Source organism: Brevundimonas sp. NIBR11, assembly GCF_027912535.1.
Taxonomy (GTDB): Bacteria; Pseudomonadota; Alphaproteobacteria; order Caulobacterales; family Caulobacteraceae; genus Brevundimonas.
This window is the reverse complement of record NZ_CP115465.1, coordinates 3,093,303-3,108,648: the sequence shown is the minus strand read 5'-3', so window position 1 is coordinate 3,108,648 and position 15,346 is coordinate 3,093,303. Positions and strand designations below refer to the sequence as shown.

The 15,346-nt window shown below is 68.4% G+C and carries 18 protein-coding genes; 9 read left to right on the top strand and 9 right to left on the bottom strand.

The genetic code is table 11. From position 1 onward, the window contains the following. Positions 1-224 precede the first annotated feature (224 nt). The 7 genes from obgE (at position 225) to O5O43_RS15585 (ending at position 6,112) form a co-directional block, all read left to right on the top strand. Complete coding sequence (gene obgE, locus O5O43_RS15615) at positions 225-1,277, top strand: GTPase ObgE (RefSeq protein WP_271084823.1); 1,053 nt, start codon at positions 225-227, stop codon at positions 1,275-1,277. 51 nt (positions 1,278-1,328) lie between these two features. Further along, positions 1,329-1,511, top strand: a complete 183-nt coding sequence (locus O5O43_RS15610; RefSeq protein ID WP_271084822.1) for a hypothetical protein — start codon at positions 1,329-1,331, stop codon at positions 1,509-1,511. A 79-nt stretch (positions 1,512-1,590) separates the two neighbouring features. Continuing rightward, complete coding sequence (locus O5O43_RS15605; RefSeq protein WP_271084821.1) at positions 1,591-2,244, top strand: nicotinate-nucleotide adenylyltransferase; 654 nt, start codon at positions 1,591-1,593, stop codon at positions 2,242-2,244. A 145-nt stretch (positions 2,245-2,389) separates the two neighbouring features. Further along, entirely contained in the window at positions 2,390-2,881 is a 492-nt protein-coding gene (gene rsfS / locus O5O43_RS15600; protein WP_271084820.1) for a ribosome silencing factor, read from the top strand. A gap of 159 nt (positions 2,882-3,040) precedes the next feature. Then, positions 3,041-3,505, top strand: a complete 465-nt coding sequence (gene rlmH / locus O5O43_RS15595; protein WP_271084819.1) for a 23S rRNA (pseudouridine(1915)-N(3))-methyltransferase RlmH — start codon at positions 3,041-3,043, stop codon at positions 3,503-3,505. Continuing rightward, on the top strand, positions 3,505-4,554 hold the full coding sequence (locus tag O5O43_RS15590; protein WP_271084818.1) for a peptidoglycan DD-metalloendopeptidase family protein: 1,050 nt from the start codon (positions 3,505-3,507) through the stop codon (positions 4,552-4,554). Before rlmH ends, O5O43_RS15590 begins: the two co-directional genes overlap by 1 nt. Before the next feature lie 193 nt (positions 4,555-4,747). Further along, positions 4,748-6,112, top strand: coding sequence for a S41 family peptidase (locus tag O5O43_RS15585; protein WP_271084817.1), 1,365 nt, complete (start codon positions 4,748-4,750; stop codon positions 6,110-6,112). Between the two features lie 58 nt (positions 6,113-6,170). Here the strand turns inward: O5O43_RS15585 and O5O43_RS15580 are convergent, their stop codons facing one another. After that, the gene (locus tag O5O43_RS15580) at positions 6,171-6,890 is read right to left on the bottom strand and encodes a hypothetical protein (protein WP_271084816.1); all 720 of its coding nucleotides are present in this window, start codon (positions 6,888-6,890) and stop codon (positions 6,171-6,173) included. 148 nt (positions 6,891-7,038) lie between these two features. On the opposite strand from O5O43_RS15580, the gene O5O43_RS15575 reads away from it, so the two are divergent. Together O5O43_RS15575 and O5O43_RS15570 are read left to right on the top strand one after the other, a co-directional pair. Continuing rightward, positions 7,039-8,292, top strand: coding sequence for a divergent polysaccharide deacetylase family protein (locus O5O43_RS15575; RefSeq protein ID WP_271084815.1), 1,254 nt, complete (start codon positions 7,039-7,041; stop codon positions 8,290-8,292). A gap of 96 nt (positions 8,293-8,388) precedes the next feature. Beyond that, positions 8,389-8,880, top strand: a complete 492-nt coding sequence (locus O5O43_RS15570) for an RNA pyrophosphohydrolase (RefSeq protein ID WP_271084814.1) — start codon at positions 8,389-8,391, stop codon at positions 8,878-8,880. Here O5O43_RS15570 and O5O43_RS15565 read toward each other — a convergent pair. The 8 genes from O5O43_RS15565 to O5O43_RS15530 all read right to left on the bottom strand — a co-directional run bounded on the left by O5O43_RS15565 (position 8,864) and on the right by O5O43_RS15530 (position 15,174). Beyond that, positions 8,864-9,307, bottom strand: a complete 444-nt coding sequence (locus O5O43_RS15565; protein ID WP_271084813.1) for a hypothetical protein — start codon at positions 9,305-9,307, stop codon at positions 8,864-8,866. The two genes, O5O43_RS15570 and O5O43_RS15565, sit on opposite strands and share 17 nt — an antisense overlap. Positions 9,308-9,399: 92 nt before the next feature. Further along, positions 9,400-9,729, bottom strand: coding sequence for a multidrug efflux SMR transporter (locus O5O43_RS15560; protein WP_271084812.1), 330 nt, complete (start codon positions 9,727-9,729; stop codon positions 9,400-9,402). 118 nt (positions 9,730-9,847) lie between these two features. Continuing rightward, complete coding sequence (locus O5O43_RS15555) at positions 9,848-10,168, bottom strand: YnfA family protein (RefSeq protein WP_271084811.1); 321 nt, start codon at positions 10,166-10,168, stop codon at positions 9,848-9,850. 15 nt (positions 10,169-10,183) lie between these two features. Further along, on the bottom strand, positions 10,184-10,453 hold the full coding sequence (locus tag O5O43_RS15550) for an ATP synthase F1 subunit epsilon (RefSeq protein ID WP_271084810.1): 270 nt from the start codon (positions 10,451-10,453) through the stop codon (positions 10,184-10,186). 2 nt (positions 10,454-10,455) lie between these two features. Beyond that, entirely contained in the window at positions 10,456-12,009 is a 1,554-nt protein-coding gene (gene atpD / locus O5O43_RS15545) for a F0F1 ATP synthase subunit beta (protein ID WP_271084809.1), read from the bottom strand. 46 nt (positions 12,010-12,055) lie between these two features. Beyond that, positions 12,056-12,934: a F0F1 ATP synthase subunit gamma gene (locus O5O43_RS15540; RefSeq protein WP_271084808.1), complete on the bottom strand. Its 879-nt coding sequence runs from the start codon at positions 12,932-12,934 to the stop codon at positions 12,056-12,058. A 33-nt stretch (positions 12,935-12,967) separates the two neighbouring features. Next, complete coding sequence (atpA, locus tag O5O43_RS15535) at positions 12,968-14,503, bottom strand: F0F1 ATP synthase subunit alpha (protein ID WP_271084807.1); 1,536 nt, start codon at positions 14,501-14,503, stop codon at positions 12,968-12,970. 116 nt (positions 14,504-14,619) lie between these two features. Continuing rightward, positions 14,620-15,174: a F0F1 ATP synthase subunit delta gene (locus O5O43_RS15530; protein WP_271084806.1), complete on the bottom strand. Its 555-nt coding sequence runs from the start codon at positions 15,172-15,174 to the stop codon at positions 14,620-14,622. Between the last annotated feature and the right edge of the window lie 172 nt (positions 15,175-15,346).

The following is a 15,346-nucleotide window of genomic DNA, read 5'->3' as shown; positions in this document are numbered from 1 at the left end:
CCGGCGCAAGGACGATCGCTACGCTCTCGTGCGCCGCCTCCTTCTCCCGCAAGGGGGAAGGGTCAGGCCGTCACCCCCCTTGGCGAACCCGAAATCTCCGGCGCTCGCTACCGACCCGCTTAAGCGGTCCCGCCTGTAAATCGCCGCTCTCTTGGGCTATAGGCCGCGCGCTCAAGCAGTGAGACGCCGCGCGTCGAGCGGTAGCGCCCAAAAGAAACTTCCCCATGAAATTCCTCGACCAGGCCAAGATCTACATCCGTTCCGGCAACGGCGGCGCGGGCTCCGTCTCGTTCCGGCGCGAGAAATTCATCCCGAACGGCGGGCCGGACGGCGGCGACGGCGGGCACGGCGGCAATGTCTGGGTCGAGGCCGTCGAGGGCCTGAACACACTGATCGACTACCGGTACCAGCAGCATTTCAAGGCCCAGACCGGCGGCCACGGCATGGGCCGCCAGATGCACGGCGGCAAGGGCGAGGACGTGGTCCTGAAGGTCCCCGTCGGCACCCAGGTCCTGGGCGAGGACAAGGAAACCGTCGTCCTCGACATGGTCGAGGCGGGCCAGCGCGAACTGCTGCTCTCGGGCGGCAACGGCGGCTGGGGCAATGTCCGTTTCAAGGGGCCGCAGAACCAGGCGCCCCGTCACGCCAATCCGGGCCAGGAAGGCCAGGAGATGTGGATCTGGCTGCGGCTGAAGCTGATCGCCGACATCGGTCTGGCGGGCCTGCCGAACGCCGGCAAGTCGACCTTCCTCGCCGCCGCCTCGGCCGCGCGCCCCAAGATCGCCGACTACCCGTTCACGACCCTCGCCCCCAACCTCGGCATGGTGGACCTCAGCCCCGGCGAGCGTTTCGTCATCGCCGACATCCCCGGCCTGATCGAGGGCGCCAGTGAAGGCGCCGGTCTCGGAACCCGTTTCCTTGGCCACGTCGAGCGCTCCGCCTCCCTGATCCACCTGATCGACGGCACCCAGGACGACGTCGTGGAGGCCTACCGCATCATCCGGGGCGAGCTGGACGCCTACGGGGAAGGCCTCGGCGACAAGACCGAGATCCTGGCCCTCAACAAGATCGACGCCCTGACCGAAGAGGCGCGCGAGGAAAAGGCCGACCAGCTGGAAGCGGTCGCCGGGCGCCGCCCTATGCTGGTCTCCGGCGTCTCCGGCGAAGGCGTGCCCGAGTTGCTGCGCGCCGCCTGGGCTGAGGTCCGCAAGACGCGCGGCGAGATTGACGACGAAGGCGACGAGGTCGAGACCTTCGAGGCTGGTTGGACGCCCTAGTCAGGGAACCGATGGTCGCGCCCGTCCGCTGATCCCGAAAGGGAGACCGCGATGACCGACCGAGACCAGACCGAAGGCCGCGAGAAGAACGGCGCCCATCCGGCGGGCAAGCCCGACGCCTCGACCTCGTCCGCCGAGGTGAAGAAGACCGGCGAGCGCGCCCGTCAGGCCGCCGGCCCCGACGGCCCGGACGCCGGGGTCATCGGCGAGACTTTCAAGAAGACGGGCGGCTGAACGCGACAAGTCCCGCGCGGACGTGTTAGCTGGGCTTTCGTTTGCTCAACCGTGAGCATAAGCCCGAGCGCGCTCCGCCTTGTCCTTCTTCCACGCCGGACCCGCGCCCCAGGCGACAGGCCCCCGATCCGGGGCGCTGCGGGACGGGCTGAACCTGACCGCAGGGATGAAGGTCGGCCTCTTCGGCGGCTCCTTCAATCCCGCCCACGACGGCCACGCCCATGTCGCCGAGACGGCGGTTCAGCGCCTCGACCTCGACCGCGTCGTCTGGCTGGTCTCGCCCCAGAACCCGCTGAAGGACAGCCGCCAGACCGCGCCCCTGGCCGAGCGGATGGCCTCGGCCCGGTCCTTCGCGCGCGGTCCCCAGATGATCGTCTCGGACTTCGAGACCCGCGTCGGCACGACCTGGACCATCGACACCCTGCGGGCGCTCAAGGCGCGTCATCCCGGCGTGCGTTTCGTATGGCTGATGGGATCGGACAATCTGGAGAATTTCCATCGCTGGCGCGGCTGGACCGACATCATGCGGATGATGCCCGTGGCCGTGATCGCTCGCCCCGGCAGCCTGCTGGAAAGCCGCGCCGCCCCGGCCGCAAGGCGCTTCGCCGGCAACCGCGTCTCGTCCAACGAGGCTCGCCTGCTGCCGACCATGAAGGCCCCGGCGTGGACCTATCTGACGGCGCCGCTGAACCCCAGTTCGTCCACGGCCCTGCGCGCCCAGAAAAGGCCTTGACCCGGTTGCGTGACGTTTCGACCTGTCCGTGGTAGGGAACGTGTTTAGTGAACCCGCCCGGAGCTCTCCGCTGACCCCCCCGCCCGCGCACGATGCGCAAGACACTCCCATCAAAGAGGGGGCCGTCTCCAACACGGCCCACGAGATGGACCCGATCGCGCCGATCCACGCCGAAGACGGCGACGACGAGGACCTCTCCGACGATTCCGCCGAAGACTTCCCGCTGTTCAGCGAGGATGACGGCGAAGACGACGAGACGAATTTCGACCGCCAGGGCGTCGTCCCGACCGGCACGACGCCGCTCGAGATCGCCCTCCTGGCCAAGCTGGACGACGACAAGGCCCAGGACATTGTCCTGATCGACCTGAAGGGCAAATCCCCGATGGCCGACAGCATGATCGTGGCTTCCGGCCGTTCGCACCGTCACGTCGGCGCCTTGGCCGACCACCTGCTGCGCACGCTGAAGGACAACGGGCTGGGTCGCTCGAAGGTCGAGGGGCTGCCGCACTGCGACTGGGTCCTGATCGACGCCGGCGACGTGATCATCCACCTGTTCCGCCCCGAGGTCCGCGTCTTCTACAACATCGAGAAGATCTGGGCCGTCGACAGCGCCCACCGCACGCCGGCGTCGGTCTGACACCCACGTCCGCTCATCCCCGCGAAAGCGGGGACCCAGGTCTTTCGTGAGGCACGGTCGGTCATCTGATCGTGCGCTGGTCGCAGGTATCGCTCCTCGCATGAGTTTATCGCCCAAAGCACTGGATCCCCGCTTTCGCGGGGATGAGCGGGTGAAGGGTTGAAACTCGCCATCGCCGCCATCGGCAAGCCGGGCCGTGGCCCCGAGGCCGCTCTCGCCGCCGACTATGCCGCCCGCGCCACGGCCGCCGGTCGCGCACTGGGCCTCGGCCCGCTCGACCTGATCGATCTCGAGCCCCGCAAGTCCGGCAAGGCCTCCGAGGCCGAACTCCTGCTGGCCGCCGCCGAGGGCGCGCACCTGATCGCCTGCGACGAGCGCGGCAGGACCTACTCCAGCCGCGCCTTCGCCGACCATATCGCCGCGCTGCGCGACCGGGGCGAGCGGCGGCTGGTCTTCGTCATCGGCGGGGCCGACGGGCTGGACGCCAGCGTCCTCGCTGCCGCCGGATCGACCCTGGCCTTCGGTCCCCAGACCTGGCCCCACGCCCTGGCCCGGGCGATGCTGGCCGAACAGCTCTATCGCGCCGTGACGATCCTGAACGGATCACCTTATCATCGCGACTGATGAACCGCGCCGCCGCCACCGCCGTCCTGATCGCTCTCGCGGCTCTGCCCGCCTCCGCGTCGGTTCAGGACGACCTGTCCTCGCTTCAGGCCCAGTACCGCGACGAACAGGTCCGCGCCCGGCGTCTGCGCGCCGACGCCCGCGACGCCCAGGCCGAGATCACGGCCCTGGACCGCGAACTGGCGACGCTCCGCACCGATCAGTCCGCCGACGACATGCAGATCGCGTCCCAGCGCCAGCGTCTGCGTGAGTTGAGCCAGCGCGAGGCCGCGATCATCGCCGAACTGGCCCGCGCCCGCGACGGTCAGGGCCGCCTGCTCTCGGCGCTGCAGATGATGAGCCGCAAGCCCCCGCCGCCGCTCCTGATCCCGGCGGACGAGGCCGTCGACACCGTCCGCGCCGCCATCCTGATGAAGGCCATGGCCCCGGAAATGCAGCGCCGCGCCGCGACCTTCGCCGACCGTCAGGCGGAGGTCGTCCGCATCCGCCGTCTGGCCGTCCTGTCCTCCGAACGCCTCTTGACGACCGAGAGCGCGCAAGGCGACCGCCGCGCCGAGATCGAGGACCTGACCACGCGCCGAACCGCCCTCCTGACCGTACTCCGCGCCGACGCCGCCCGGGCCGAGCGCGCCGCCGCCGCGCTTGAGACCCGCATCCGCAACCTCGGCGGTCGCCCCGCCTCCGCCGCCGACGCGCCGACGCCGGCCACCCGCCTGCCCGGCGGCCGCGCGCGCCTGACGGCTCCGGTCGGCGGCGCCGCGACGAAGTCGGGACAGGGCGTACTCTGGGCCGCTCCCGCCGGTCCCGTCGCCTCCCCCGCCGGCGCCCGCGTCGATCACGCCGGCCCGCTCAGCGGCTGGGGCGAGGTGATCATTCTCGATCTCGGCGGCGGCTGGCGCGCGGTCGTCGCCGGCCTCGACGCCGTAACCGTGGAAACCGGCCAGCGCGTCGCCGACGGCCAGGCCCTGGGCTCGGCCGAACGCGGCGGCGAGGTCTATTTCGAACTCCGCCGCGACGAACGGGCGGTGGATCCGACACCGTATCTTTGAGGGCTCGGGAGGTAGGGCTTGGGTCTTGGGGCGAAACCGCTTCCCAAGCCTCCATGACACTGATTTTATCCGGTGAACGCGTGACCGCCACGATTTGCGCGTGTGGTCCCAAGCCCTAAGCCCTACTCACTAAGACCTACCACCAGCCCTGCTCACTAAGCCCTCCGCCCTTGGGCGGCCCGAAAGAGACCGAATGCGTAAACTGCTCATCGCCGGCGCCGCCGTGGCGGCCCTTGGCCTCAGCGGCATGACCGTGGCGTCCCAGACGCCGCGCAATGAAACCTTCCGCATGCTGCAGCTGTTCGGCGACGTGCTGGCGGTGATCGAACAGGCCTATGTCGTCCCCGTCGACAACAAGAAGCTGATCGAGGCGGCGCTGGCGGGCATGATGACCGCGCTGGATCCCCACTCCAACTACCTTCCGCCCCAGGGTTACGAGGACCTGCAGGAGCGGACCTCGGGCGAATACTCGGGCGTCGGCCTGACCATCACGGCAGAGGGCGGCCTGGTGAAGGTGATTTCGCCGATGGACGACAGTCCCGCCGCGCGCGCCGGCGTCCAGGCCGGCGACGTCATCTCCGCCATCGAAGGCCAGAACGCCGCCGGCCTGACCGTGACCCAGGTCTCGGAGAAGCTGCGCGGCGCCATGGGCACCACGGTCACCGTCACCTTCCTGCGCGACGGCGAGGAGCCGCGCGAGGTGACCCTGACCCGCGAGGTCATCAAGGTCGAGAGCGTCACCAGCCGCATGGAGGGCGACTTCGGCTATCTGCGGATCTCGACCTTTAACGAGAACACCGGCCGCGAGCTGACCAGCGCCATCGAGAAGATCAAGCGCGACCACCCGGACGTGAAGGGCTTCGTCCTCGACCTGCGCAACAACGGCGGCGGGCTGCTGACGGCGGCCATCGACGTGTCCGACGCCTTCCTCGAGCGCGGCGAGATCGTCAGCCAGCGGGGGCGCAAGCCCGAACAGATCGAACGCTACGCCGCCCGTCCCGGCGACCTGACCGGCGGCCTGCCCCTGGTGGTTTTGATCAACTACGGCTCGGCCTCGGCGTCCGAGATCGTCGCCGGTGCCCTGAAGGACCAGGAGCGGGCGGTGCTGGTCGGCCTGACCTCCTTCGGCAAGGGGTCGGTCCAGACGGTCATCCCAATGAACGGCGGCCGCGACGGCGCCCTGTCGATCACGACGGCGCGCTACTACACCCCCTCCGGCGCCTCGATCCAGAAGATCGGCATCGAGCCCGATCTGGAGGTCGCCCGCACCCAGGCCGAGGCCCGGATCGTGTCCCGCTCCAGCTTCATCTACTCCGAAGCCGCCTACGCCACGGCTCTGGACGCCTCGATCGGCGCCGAACGCAAGGGCGCCCACACCCCTCACGAGGCGCCCGGCGAAGACTACGACAAGGACGCCGACTACCAGCTGCAGCGCGCACTCGACGTGCTGCGCGCCGGCGGGGACCTCAGCCGTCTCGTCGCCCCGCCCGCCGGCATCGTCGTCAGCGACGGGACCACCCCGCCCCCTGCCGCCGAGGACACGACGGAAGAGGAATAGGCGGACACACGAAGGCCGGCAGCATCGCGGCCGGCCTTCGCAGCACGGCGCGGGACGCCTAGCTCCGGGGCGTCGGATAGACCTTGTGCGGCTCGCGCGGCTCGATCGTCGTGTCCCGCGAGGCGTCCGCTTCGACACGACCGTCCAGCCCGGCCTTGGAGAGCCAGCGGTGGTTGCGTGTGCCGTACAGACCGCCAAACACGGCCGCGGCGCCGCTGAGCAGCATGGTCAGGAAGCCCCAGAGCGCCAGGGTGGCGGTGTTGTCTGCGGTATTCTCCGCCTCGACCCGTTGGGTCGGCGGAATGATCAGCGTTCCCTCGACCACGCGGGAGTCGGGCGTCAGGGCGTCGCCGACGACCGTCTCGCCGGCATTGATGCGGGTCGCCTCGCCGCCCGCGACGCTGGCGGTGTTCACGGCGGCGGTTCCCGAGGCGATCAGGATCGCAAGCAGGAAGGCGATCGCCCAGACGCTGAGGCCGTGCAGCGCCCCCTTGTGATGATCGGAATATTTGGCCGCGCGGCTGGCCACCGCACCCCCGACGAACAGGGCGATCGAATTGGCCACGACGGCCCACATCCCGGCCGCCGCAGCGAAGCCCTCGGCATCGCCCCCATCGAGGTCATAGGGATTGAACGCGCCTGCCCCCAGCGCGACGCCGAGCAGGTTCAGCATCGCCCCGACCGCCACGCCGACAACGGCGCCGGCGATCACCGCGGGCCAGGACACCAGCACATGCGCCGGGTGGTCGTGGGAATCCCGAATGGAATAGTCGGTCATGAATAGCCCTTCCAAAGACAGCAAGGTCTGTTCAAGCGCTGCCGTCGCGAAGGGTTCCGCGCGACCGGCCGCCGGAGGCGATCGCTAACGAACATCCATAACGACGCGTTAGGCTTTCTTAACCGCCGCCCGTCCATAGTCGCCCGCGATGATCGTCGTCCGGAATCCGTCCGGTCGCCAGATTGCAGAGCGTCCGTCGTCCATGTTCGCCAAGCGTCAGTCCGCCCTCGCCGCCACGGCCGGCGCCCCGCCCTCGGGCCGGATGTCGAAGCTCGACCTCAAGTCGGCCGTCGCCGTTCTGAAGAAGCCGCCCGTCATGGTCGGCGGCGCAGGCCTGCTGCTGCTGGGCGCCGTCGCCCTGTTCCTGACCGTCCTCGGCGATCCCCGCGCCGGGACGCCCACCGCTCGCGTCGCCCTGCACCGTGAGGCGCCCGTCGAGGCGCCCGCCCCCTCCGGCCTCGAAGCCTTCTCCATGGGCGGGTTCGCCGCCTGGCAGGGTCTGGGCGCCGATCCCATGACCGACCCCTCCGGCGCGGCCGGCGGCGACGCCCTGATCACCCTGCCCGACGGCGCGACCGTGGCCGGCGGCTCGGCCATCGCCGCTCCGACCCAACCCGCCTCCCCCCTGCCCGAGGCCCCCATCGCAGGCCTCAGCCAGCCGGGTCCGCAAGGCGCCCTGCCCGTCATCGCCACCGACGGTCGCGTCCCGGCCCAGGCCTACGCCCGCCCGTTCCAGCCGAACGGCAAGCCGCGCGTCGCCCTGATCGTCGGCGGTCTCGGCCTGAACGCTGTGACCACGCGCGCCGCCATTGAACGCCTGCCGGCCGACGTGACCCTGTCGTTCGTGCCCTACGCCCAGGGTCTGCAGGGCTGGATCGACCTCGCCCGCGCACAGGGCCACGAGGTCATGATCGAGATCCCGATGGAGCCGACCGGCTATCCCAACAACGATCCCGGCCCCTACACCCTTCTGGCCAACGCCACGCCCGACGACGTGACGGCCAAGATGAACTGGCTGCTCGGCCGCGCCACCGGCTATTTCGGCGTCACCAACTATCTGGGCGACCGGTTCGTGACCTCGGACACCGGCATGGCCGCCTTTCTCGGCATCCTGCGCCAGCGCGGCGTCGCCTTCATGGATGACGGCCTCGCCCGTCGCCGTCCGGGCGCCTGGGCCCGCGCCAGCGCCGATACGATCGTCGACGAGACCCAGACCCCCGCCGCCATCATCGGTCGCCTGAACGCGCTAGAAGCGGCGGCCAAGACGCGCGGCGCCGCGCTCGGCACAGGCTTCGCCTACCCCGTCACCGTCGAGGCCGCCGCCCGCTGGACCGCCGGTCTGGACGCGCGCGGGCTTCAGCTGGCCCCGGCGTCGTCGATGACGCAAAGGCCGGGGCGCTGAATGCGAGGCGACAGGCACTAGGCATCAGGCAATAGCGAACCCTCTGACCCGCCCGTCTTGCTTCCTATTGCCTATTGCCTATTGCCTATTGCCTCCATGGCAGACCACCCCACCCACCGCCCCAACGTCGGCGTCGTCCTGTTCAACCAGAGCGGCCAGGTCTGGTTCGGCCACCGCGCGGGCCAGACAAGCTCGCATTCGTGGCAGTTCCCGCAAGGCGGCGTCGACAAGGGCGAGGACCTCGAGGCCGCCGCCCGCCGCGAACTGGAGGAGGAGACGGGCGTCGTCTCCGCCGACCTCCTGGGACGCACCGAAGGCTGGATCATCTACGACTTCCCCGAAGCCCTGAAGGCCCAGCACAAGCGGGACGGCAGGAAACCCTGGGACGGTCAGAAACAGGTCTGGTTCGCCTTCCGCTTCACCGGCGAGGAGGCCGAAATCCGCCTCGACCAGCACGAAGAGATCGAGTTCGACGCCTGGCGCTGGGGCGACCTCTCGGAGGCCTGCGACCTGATCGTCCCGTTCAAGCGCGCCGCCTACGAGCAGGTTGTGGCGGCCTTCTCCGGCTTCGCTAAGGCGCCCGGCTGAACAGCCATTCGGTCGTCTCCTCGCCCGCGTCCCCTCGATAGGTCTCGCTGTGATGCAGCGTGTCCTGTTCGAGTCTCAGGCTGAGGTGGTCGAGGTGATCCTCGCCCGCGTCCAGGCCCGTGACGGAAGTCATCTGAAACTCCAAGGCCGGTGCGACTCCGGTCAACGTCAGGGTCGGCTGATTGCCCTGGGCGCAGTAATGGGTGGCGAGAACCCGGTCGCCGTCCTGCACATAGACGGTGAGGGTCTCGCGCCCCGAGGGTGTACGCCAGGTCTCCAGCATCGCCGAACCGTTGGAGATCACCCGGTAGGCTACGGTCATCGGACGTTCGCTCCCGACCTCGCGCCAGTCGCCCGCAAGCGCCTTCAGCCGGTCGAACGCGACCACGTCCTCCGGCTGGGTCGTCAGGGCAAGGGAGACGAGCAAGGCAAGGTTCGACATCGGTGGACCTTTGTGCAGACGGGCTCAGCCTAGCAGCGAAGGCGCTGTGGCGTCACGGGCTGGCTGGGGCTTCCGCTTCAGTGCGCCTCTCCGCCCGGCGCGAGGCGGAACAGAACCAGCCCCGACACCACCAGCACCGCCGCCAGCACCCGCATCCACGACAGGCCTTCGCCTAGCAGGACGACCCCGACCACGAACGCCCCGACCGCCCCGATGCCGGTCCAGATCACATAGGCCGTGCCCATCGGCAACGACTTCATCGCATGGGCCAATAGGGCGAAGCTGACGCCCATGAAGGCGATCGTCGCCACGCTCGGCCACAGGCGCGTGAAGCCGTGTGACTGCTTCATGAAATAGGCCCATACGATCTCGAACAGGCCGGCGATGAGAAGAGAAACCCAGGCCACGGATACGGCCCTCCTTGCGAAGAGCCGGGCCGTCCCGGGCTTGGCCCGCTGCCGGAGCGTCGGGGCGAGGGCGTGGCCTCGTCTTGCGGCGATCATCTAGGACAACGGGGGGTGGGCTTCAACCACGCGGCCCGAGCAGGATGATCGCCGCCCCGACCAGACAGACGAAAGCCCCGATCAGGTCCCACCGGTCCGGCGCCCGGTGCTCGACCAGCCAGAGCCACAGCAGCGACGCGGCGATATAGACCCCGCCATAGGCCGCATAGGCCCGCCCCGCCGCATCCGCCTCGACCCGTGTTAACAGCCAGGCGAACAGCACGAGCGACGCCACGCCCGGCGCCAGCCACAGCGGCGACCGGCCCAGTCTCAGCACGGCCCAGAACGCAAAACAGCCGGCGATTTCCGCGCCGGCTGCCAGCAGATAGATCAGCGCCGTCACGACGACGCCGTAGCCTCAGGCGGCCGCGACTTCCGTCGCCGCCTCGGCCAGGATGGTCAGGCCCGACGGGGTCACGTCGGCGAAGCCGCCCTTGACCTCGAAAGTGCGCTTGGCCGAGCCGTCGAACACGACGACCGGACCTTCGCGGAGCGCGGTCATGAAGGGCGCGTGGTCGGCGAGCACGCCGAAGTCGCCCTCGACGCCCGGCGCGTCGACCTGATCCACGAGGCCATTGAAGACCTCGCGCTCAGGCGACACCAGCGAGAAGGAGAGTTTCCCGGCCATGCTTAGGCGGCTTCCGCGGCCAGCTTGGCGCCCTTCTCGACGGCCTCTTCGATGGCGCCGACCATGTAGAAGGCGGCTTCCGGCAGGTGGTCGTATTCACCGGCCACGATGCCCTTGAACGAGCGGATCGTGTCTTCCAGCGAGACGAACTTGCCGGGCGAGTTGGTGAATTGCTCGGCCACGAAGAACGGCTGCGACAGGAAGCGCGAGATCTTGCGGGCGCGCGACACGATCAGTTTGTCGTCTTCCGACAGCTCGTCCATGCCCAGGATGGCGATGATGTCCTTCAGCGCCTTGTACTGCTGCAGGACTTCCTGGACCGAGCGCGCGACGTTGTAGTGCTCTTCGCCGATGACCAGCGGGTCCATGATCCGCGAGGACGAATCCAACGGGTCCACGGCCGGGAAGATGGCCTGGGCGGCGATGTCGCGCGACAGAACGGTGCGGGCGTCCAGGTGGGCGAACGAGGCGGCCGGGGCCGGGTCGGTCAGGTCGTCGGCGGGAACGTAGATGGCCTGGATCGAGGTGATCGAGCCCTTCTTCGTGGAGGTGATGCGCTCCTGCAGGTTGCCCATCTCGGTGGCCAGCGTCGGCTGATAGCCCACGGCCGACGGGATGCGACCCAGCAGAGCCGACATTTCCGAACCGGCCTGCGTGAAGCGGAAGATGTTGTCGACGAACAGCAGCACGTCCTTGCCTTCCTCGTCGCGGAAGTACTCGGCCTGGGCCAGGCCGGTCAGGGCGACGCGGGCGCGGGCGCCGGGAGGCTCGTTCATCTGGCCGTAGACGAGGGCGCATTTGGAGCCTTCGGTCGAGCCGCCGTTCTTGGTCGGGTCCACGTTCACGTTGGACTCGATCATCTCGTGATACAGGTCGTTGCCTTCGCGGGTGCGCTCGCCCACGCCGGCCAGAACCGAATAACCGCCGTACGCCTTGGCGATGTTGTTGATCAGCTCCTGCATGGTCACGGTCTTGCCGACGCCGGCGCCGCCGAACAGGCCGGTCTTGCCGCCCTTGGTGTAGGGGCACATCAGGTCGATGACCTTGATGCCCGTGACCAGGATTTCCGACGAGGTCGACTGCTCTTCGAACGAAGGCGCCTCGCGGTGGATCGGGCGATACATCGTGGTCTTGATCGGGCCCTGCTCGTCGATCGGCGCGCCGACGACGTTCATGATGCGGCCGAGCGTGCCCGGGCCGACCGGCGCCTGGATCGACGAACCCGTGTCCGTCACGGCCTGGCCGCGCGTCAGACCTTCGGTCGTGTCCATGGCGATGGTGCGCACCATGTTCTCACCCAGGTGCTGGGCGACTTCCAGAACCAGGGTGAAGGGTTCGCCCGTCTTCTGGTCGACGTTCTGGGTGTGGAGGGCGTTCAGGATCGCCGGCAGCTGGCCGGTGAACTCGACGTCGACGACGGCGCCGATGACCTGGGCGACCTTGCCCACGCCCGTTCCGGCGGTGATCGCGGCGTTGCCGGTCGCCGAGGCGACGGGAGCGGCGGGGGCCTTGGGCTTGCGCGGGGCGGCGGGTTTCTTGGCGACGGTGTCGGTCATCGGGAGGGGTCCGTTTCGGTCTTTTATGTCTGTCAGGATCGGAGGATCAGAGCGCTTCCGCGCCGGCGATGATCTCGATCAGTTCGGTGGTGATCTGGGCCTGGCGCTTGCGGTTGTACTGCAAGGTCAGGGCGCCGATGAGGTCGCCCGCGTTGCGCGTGGCGTTGTCCATGGCGCCCATCTGCGCGGCGAAGAAGCTGGCCTGGTTTTCGTATAGCGCGGCCAGCACCTGGGTGGTGATGTTGCGCGGCAGGACGACGTCGAGGATTTCCTCCTCCGACGGCTCGTACTCGTAGACCGCGCCGTTCAGGTCGATCGGCGGGGCGTCGCCGTCGACCACGGCCGGGATCAGCTGCTTGGGCGTGGCGACCTGCGAGATCACCGACTGGAAGCGGCTGTAGAACAGGGTCACGACGTCGGCGTTGCCGGCCTCGAACTCTTCCGCAATCAGTTTGGCGATCGGCTCGGCGGCGTTCATGCCGATGACCTTGTGGTCCGACAGTTCGAACGTCTGGATGATCCTGTCGCCGAACAGGCGGGTCAGGCCGTCGCGCGGCTTGCGGCCCACGGCGATGATGCGGACCTCCTTGCCGTTCGAGATCAGGGTATTGATCCGGTCACGCGCGGCGCGGATGACGTTCGAGTTGAACCCGCCCGCCAGACCCTTGTCGCCTGTCGCTACGATGACGAGGTGCTTCTGGTCCTTGCCGGTGCCGGCCAGGAGCTTCGGGGCGCCGTCGCCCATGACGCCGGCCGCCAGGTTGGCGATGACCGCAGCCATCTTCTTCGCATACGGACGGGCGCTCTCGGCCTGATCCTGGGCGCGCTTCAGCTTGGCCGCGGCGACCATGTTCAGGGCTTTCGTGATCTTCTGCGTGGACTTCACGCTGTCGATCCGATTGCGCATTTCCTTGAGGCTGGCCATCGGGCGCTACTCTTTCAGCTTACCGGGTCAGACTTAGGCGAAGGTCTTGGCGAAGGCTTCGATCGCCGACTTCAGCTCGGCTTCCAGCTCTTTCGACAGAGCCTTGGTCGACTTGATGCTGTCGAGGATCGACTGGTGCGCCGAGTGCATGCGGGCCAGCAGTTCGCTTTCGAAGCGACCGATGTCGGCCACGGCGACCTTGTCGAGGTAACCGCGCGTGCCGGCGTAGATCGACACGACCTGCTCTTCGACGGTCAGCGGCGAGTACTGCGGCTGCTTCAGCAGTTCCGTCAGGCGCGCGCCGCGGGCCAGGAGGTTCTGGGTCGAGACGTCCAGGTCCGAACCGAACTTGGCGAAGGCGGCCATCTCGCGATACTGGGCCAGCTCGCCCTTGATCGAACCGGCGACCTGTTTCATCGCCTTGATCTGGGCCGAAGAACCCACGCGCGACACCGAGATGCCGACGTTCACGGCCGGGCGGATGCCCTGATAGAACAGGTCGGATTCCAGGAAGATCTGGCCGTCGGTGATCGAGATCACGTTGGTCGGGATGTAGGCCGACACGTCGTTGGCCTGGGTCTCGATCAGCGGCAGGGCGGTCATCGAGCCCGAACCGTTGTCCTCGTTCAGCTTGGCCGAACGCTCCAGCAGGCGGCTGTGCAGGTAGAAGACGTCGCCCGGATAGGCTTCACGGCCCGGCGGACGGCGCAGCAGCAGCGACATCTGACGATAGGCGACGGCCTGCTTGGACAGGTCGTCGTACACGATCAGGGCGTGCATGCCGTTGTCGCGGAAGTATTCGCCCATGGCGGTGCCGGCGAACGGGGCGAGGAACTGCAGCGGCGCCGGTTCCGACGCCGTGGCGGCGACGACGATCGTGTAGTCCAGGGCGCCGCGCTCTTCGAGCGTCTTGACGATCTGGGCGACGGTCGAACGCTTCTGACCGATGGCGACGTAGATGCAGTACAGCTTCTCGCCTTCCGACGCGCCTTCGACGTTGATCGACTTCTGGTTCAGGATGGTGTCGATCGCGACGGCGGTCTTGCCGACCTGACGGTCGCCGATGATCAGCTCGCGCTGGCCGCGGCCGACGGGGATCAGGGTGTCGATGGCCTTCAGGCCGGTCTGCATCGGCTCGTGAACCGACTTGCGCGGGATGATGCCCGGCGCCTTCACGTCCACGCGACGACGCTCGGTGAACTGGATCGGGCCCTTGCCGTCGATCGGCTCGCCCAGCGGGTTGACGACACGACCCAGCAGGCCCTTGCCGACCGGAACGTCCACGATCTCGCCCAGGCGGCGGACGTCGTCGCCCTCGGCGATCGCGGCGTCGGCGCCGAAGATAACCGCACCGACGTTGTCGCGCTCGAGGTTCAGGGCCATGCCCTTAACGCCGGCCTTGGGGAACTCGATCATCTCGCCGGCCTGGACGTTGTCCAGACCGTGGATGCGGGCGATGCCGTCGCCGACCGACAGGACCTGACCGACGTCCGAGACGTCGGCCTCGACGCCGAAGTTGGCGATCTGGGACTTGAGGATGGCCGAAATCTCGGCGGCGCGGATATCCATGTCTGTCTCTCTGTCTTGTCGTTCGGCGCTGTTGGCGTCGTCGGCGGTCTTGGCGCTATCGGCAGGGCCGATCAGCAGTGTTGGCGTTTCCCGCGAGCGGCGGATTGCAGTTTACGTCAGGCCCTTTTCAGGGCGAATTTCATCTGGTCGAGCTTGGTCTTCAGCGAGGCGTCGAACAGCTTCGAGCCGACCTTGACCTTGAGTCCGCCTAGGATCGACGGATCGACGCGAGCGGTCATTTCGGGAGCCTTGCCCAGCGCCTGCATCAGGGCCGAGCGGATGTGGGTCGTCTGGGCCGTCGTCAGGGCCACGGCCGAGACGACCTCGGCGGCCACGACGCCGGTGTGGGCCGAGTACAGGGCCTCGAAGCCGGTGATCACGGCGCCCAGGTCGCGGGCGCGGCCGTTCTGGGCCAGCAGGCCGAGGAAGTTCTTGGTGGTTCCGTCGAACCTCGCCTTGTCGGCGATGGCGACGAGGCCCTTCTGCTGGTCTTCGGCGGCGATGACCGGCGAGTTGGCGAGGCGGCGCAGGTCGGCGCTCTCGTGCCAGGCGGCCTTCAGCGACTTCAGGTCGGCGCGAACGGCCTCTAGGCGGCCGGTTTCCAGGGCCAGGTCGAACAGCGCCTGTGCATAGCGCCCACCGACTTCCGTCGTTCTGAAATCGTCAGCCAAGGCCTGTCCGTCCGCTGTGCGTATCTGTTCAAAAGGACCGCTCGCGAACCTCGCGCCGGTCAAAGGCTTGAAATGCTTAAGGAAAGCACGCCAAGGGCCGTCTCTATCGAAACGCCCCCTGGAAGCCGGGCGCCTGATAGCATGGGCTTTTCGCTGTCGCAACCGAAGCCGG